We start from the raw sequence: 3,813 nt of genomic DNA, 5'->3' as shown, positions 1-3,813 counted from the left end.
GGGCCCGCATCCCTCGGGGTGCGGGCCCCAGCCGCATTCCCCTCTCCGCCGCCCGACCTTCACGCCTTCTCGAATGCGCCTCGGTTTTCCCCTCTCCGACCAACCGTCGGGGAATTCATGGATGCACGCCGCACCGATGGGGCCCGCATGAGCAGCACGGGTGCGAAGTATCGCTTTTTCGGATGCCTGTGAGAGCAATTCCGGATCGAGGCCGGGTGGATCCACTCCGACTCCGCCGTTCCCCCACTGCGACGAATTTCGCCGATCTGGACATGCCGAGACGTTTGCCCGCCGCACCCGGCGCCGAAGGCCGGGGCCCGACGCGATGCCTCCGCCCCGTCGTGCACTCAGGATCCCAGCCCGGGCGGCCAGGACCCTCGCACCCGGGTCCGACGCCTCTCTTTCCCACCCAGGAGCCGCATGTGACATCGATTCAGACACCGCTCCACCCCGCGAACGCCGCCGGCAGCCCGCCCGCGCCCCGGACCGGCGAGGCAGAGCCGCACGTCTGGGCCGACATGACCGTCGAGGTGGCTCTGGCGGTCATGAGCGGCGCACGCACCGGGCGCCTCGTCGTCCGGGACGACGACGGCCGGCCCACCGGCCTCGTCACCCGGGCCCAGCTCAACGGCTTCCGCGCCACCTCCGCCTACACCGACCGGGTACGGCTGCGCGACCTGCGCCCCGCGGACTCTCCGTCCCCTCCTTGACGACGCGGGCCGAGGCCGAGCCCCCGACCCGCCCCACCGGCATACCAGCCGATCACCTCCCGCCTTCTCCTGCGAACTTCTGCGAGGTCCCATGCGCTGCGTCATCGCCCGCTTCCCGTTCGAGCTGACGCAGAACGGCGTCATGGAGACGATGAAGGACGTCACGCCCGAACCCGCCACCGGCGAGTTCGTGATCATCGGGCGTCGCGAGTACCCCGTCATGCAGGTCGGCGCCGTCATCACCCGCCAGGACCGCCGCGACTTCAGCGCCCGCGAGGTCATCCGTGCCATGACCCGGGTCGGATTCACCTGTCGCACCCGCTCCGCAGCCATGGACGGCTCGACCCAGCAGCCGCCCACCCTGCCCGGCACGTCCACGACGGCCTGACGCTGCGGCGGGCGCACATCCCGTACGAGACGCGGGAACCGACCGCGTTCACACCGGCTTCCGGATGTCGTCCGGCCCGTCTCACGAACGGGAGACGCTCGCCCGACGGAGCCGCGCGGCGGTTGGACCGGCGGACTCCAGCCGTGACGCGAGCACGCCAGAGGTCGGCTGCCGCATCTTCCTCTTCGAGGACCAACTCGAAGAAGCCCAGCGCATCAACGCCGAATACCGCCGCGCGGCAGCCGGGGGAGAGCCGCCGGCCGAGCGAGCACTTGACCGGAACCGTCCCGGAGAAGTCCAGCCACCCCGCCGCAGCCGCCCGGTTCCCTCGGCAAAGGGACGACTCTCGGAGCCTGTCTCCACGGCTCAGGGGACAGGCGTGCGCTCAAGCGCCGGGTGATTCCCAAGGTCATGGCGCGGGTTCGATTCCCGTCATACCCTCTTCTCCGAAGGCCCAGGTCAGTGACCTGGGCCTTCGCCGTCGTCCCCGGTGGTACCGGCCGACGGGGCCGCCGGATGGAAGCGTTCGGCAAGGAGGATCTCGGCAGCGTGGGTGGCGTTGTCGGCAGGAGCGGCGCGGGCCATGGCAGTCCGTGCGGCCTCGGGCGTCGTGCCCGAGGGGACGGCGCCCGGAGCACCGGGGGCGCCGGTCGGAGTGGCACGGGCTCGACTTCGCTTCCGGCGGCTCGGCGAGACCCGAGCGGATGGCTTCTTCGGGGATCGTGAACCTTTCGACCCCGGATGCCGACTGTCTTGGTGACCGTGGTGCGGGGCAGGGAGATGCGGTGGGCGAAGACAGGCACAACGTGCTCCTGGTGGTGCGCTGCCAGCTCGGGGAACGGGAGGCGTTCCCCGAACTGGTGCGCGTCTGGCACGGACCGGTGTGGCGCTATCTGCGCGGGATGGTCGGCTCGCCGCACCTGGCGGACGACCTCGCCCAGGAGGTGTGGGTCGCCGTGGTACGCGGACTGCCCCGGCTGCGGCAGCCGGAGCGGTTCACCCCGTGGCTGTTCACCATCGCCCGGCGCACGGTGGCCAACCACCTGCGGCAGGCATACGCGACACCGGAGACATCGTGGGTGGAGGCCGACACGGTCGCCGCCGACGACGATCCCCTCAGCGATGTCCTGAACACGATGGAGATCGAGGCCGGCCTCACGGGGCTGCCGCCGCTGGAGCGCGAAGTGCTGATCCTGTTCCATCTACAGGATCTGCCTCTGGCCGCCTGCGCGGAGGTGCTCGATCTGCCGACCGGCACCGTCAAGAGCAGGCTGCACCGCGCGCGCCGCATGCTGCGGAACATCCTGATCGAGAGGAATCACGAGGCATGAGCGAGAAGGATCACCGAGCGCATCACCCGGACGTGCCCGCGGAACTGGAGCGTGCGCTGGCCGCGGAGGTCTCGGTGCGCTCCCGGATGCGCTACGTGGTCGTCGGTCTGGCGGGAGGATGCGCGGCGGCACTGATCGTTGCGCTGTGGGCGACCGAGCCGGCCACGCTCCCTGCGCGCACCCAGGCCGCTTTCGCCGGAATGATCACTATCGGGCTGGCCTGGGCTGCTTTCTCCTGCTGGGTGCTGACCAGGCGCCGACCGCTGTTCGCTCGTGACCGGGTGCTGGGAGCCCGGCTCGCGCTCGTGGCGACCACGGCGACCGGCACCGCCGGAACGGCACTGACCGCGGCGCGTGGAACCGCGGGCGGGGCCCTGGCCGTCGGCCTGGTCGGCGCCTGCCTGGTCGGCGCCGCGGGAACACTCCTGGCACGGGCGCAGTCCCGTCGCCGTGAACTGCTGCGGTTGCGGGAGGACCTGCGAAGAGGCGCCTCCTGAAAAGCCGGTTCCCTCTGGCTCGACACAGTCATCTACATGACCGAGGAGACCCCTGTGAACGACAAGATTGCGCCCATCGGCCCCCTGGCCATCATCCTGCGCCGCCTCGGCGCAGGCAGGCGGACCGTCGCGGTGATCTCGGGACTGGTGGGCACCGCACTCCTGATCGGGGCCGGCCTGCTCCTGGCCAGATCTTTCTGAGCCTTCGGCAATCACTCGCTTCGCCCCTTGCCCGCGGTTCTGGTCGGTGTCAGGCGATGCCGACCGGCACGCGGGTCGTCGACCGGCTCGTCGTGGTGCGGCACCCACGACGGTGAGCCGTCGCCCCGGCGCGACAGGACCGTCGTCCCGGAGCGCGAGGGCAAGCCCGCCGGCAGGAAGGAAGGTCTCCGGAGACTCCGGATCAAGGCCCCCCACGCCGGCTACCTCTTGATCACGGCCACCTGGACTCGCTGGTGGTCGGCGGAGGGGCAGACCGGCCCCTCCGCTGGCACGACCCCGCACGCACCAAACCACTGACCTGCACTGCGCCGGGGCCCGGGCGCCAAAGCGCGGAATGAGCGAAAACCAGCAGTCGACTTTCGGGCAAGCGTGCGGAATAGCCAGCCACACCGCCCAACCCGCCTGGAATATTCACCTCACTTCCCCATAGCCTCAACATCGACCACAACCCTTGAAGCAGAGGGGGAATCACGAATTCAACGGAGCGAATTTCAGCAATCGGAAGCACACTCGCGATCGCGGCCTCGACACTCGCGATGACGTCGAATCCCGCAAGCGCCGCCGTATCCGGATGGTGTCCCGCCGAGTGGTGTAGCCGATCAAGCTGGCGGAATCCGCAGGTCGTGGCCCGATTCGCCCTCGCCGGCGGCCCTGTTGGGGCTCGC

At 70.2% G+C, this 3,813-nt stretch carries 5 protein-coding genes; all 5 read left to right on the top strand.

Features of this window, described 5'->3' with window-relative positions:
* Nucleotides 1-422 precede the first annotated feature (422 nt).
* The 5 genes from ACFW2Y_RS35020 to ACFW2Y_RS35000 all read left to right on the top strand — a co-directional run bounded on the left by ACFW2Y_RS35020 (nucleotide 423) and on the right by ACFW2Y_RS35000 (nucleotide 3,127).
* Nucleotides 423-710 carry a CBS domain-containing protein gene (locus ACFW2Y_RS35020; RefSeq protein ID WP_384887564.1) on the top strand — a complete coding sequence of 96 codons (288 nt, stop codon included), beginning with the start codon at nucleotides 423-425 and terminating at the stop codon, nucleotides 708-710.
* Between the two features lie 91 nt (nucleotides 711-801).
* The gene (locus tag ACFW2Y_RS35015; protein WP_384887561.1) at nucleotides 802-1,098 is read left to right on the top strand and encodes an SCO5918 family protein; all 297 of its coding nucleotides are present in this window, start codon (nucleotides 802-804) and stop codon (nucleotides 1,096-1,098) included.
* 785 nt (nucleotides 1,099-1,883) lie between these two features.
* Nucleotides 1,884-2,429, top strand: a complete 546-nt coding sequence (locus ACFW2Y_RS35010) for an RNA polymerase sigma factor (RefSeq protein ID WP_384887558.1) — start codon at nucleotides 1,884-1,886, stop codon at nucleotides 2,427-2,429.
* Complete coding sequence (locus ACFW2Y_RS35005) at nucleotides 2,426-2,926, top strand: transmembrane transport protein (protein WP_384887555.1); 501 nt, start codon at nucleotides 2,426-2,428, stop codon at nucleotides 2,924-2,926. The genes ACFW2Y_RS35010 and ACFW2Y_RS35005 overlap by 4 nt, the downstream gene beginning before the upstream one ends.
* Nucleotides 2,927-2,980: 54 nt before the next feature.
* Nucleotides 2,981-3,127: a hypothetical protein gene (locus ACFW2Y_RS35000; RefSeq protein ID WP_384887553.1), complete on the top strand. Its 147-nt coding sequence runs from the start codon at nucleotides 2,981-2,983 to the stop codon at nucleotides 3,125-3,127.
* The last annotated feature ends 686 nt before the right edge of the window (nucleotides 3,128-3,813 follow it).

The sequence above is a fragment of the Streptomyces sp. NPDC058877 genome (genome assembly GCF_042742855.1).
Lineage (GTDB): Bacteria > Actinomycetota > Actinomycetes > Streptomycetales > Streptomycetaceae > Streptomyces.
This window is presented reverse-complemented; position numbering and strand designations above follow the sequence as displayed.

Excerpts from the sequence above, each read along its gene's own strand:
- ACFW2Y_RS35015 (WP_384887561.1), top strand. The coding sequence starts at position 802 with ATGCGCTGCGTCATCGCCCGCTTCCCGTTCGAGCTGACGCAGAACGGC.
- ACFW2Y_RS35005 (WP_384887555.1), top strand. The coding sequence starts at position 2,426 with ATGAGCGAGAAGGATCACCGAGCGCATCACCCGGACGTGCCCGCGGAA.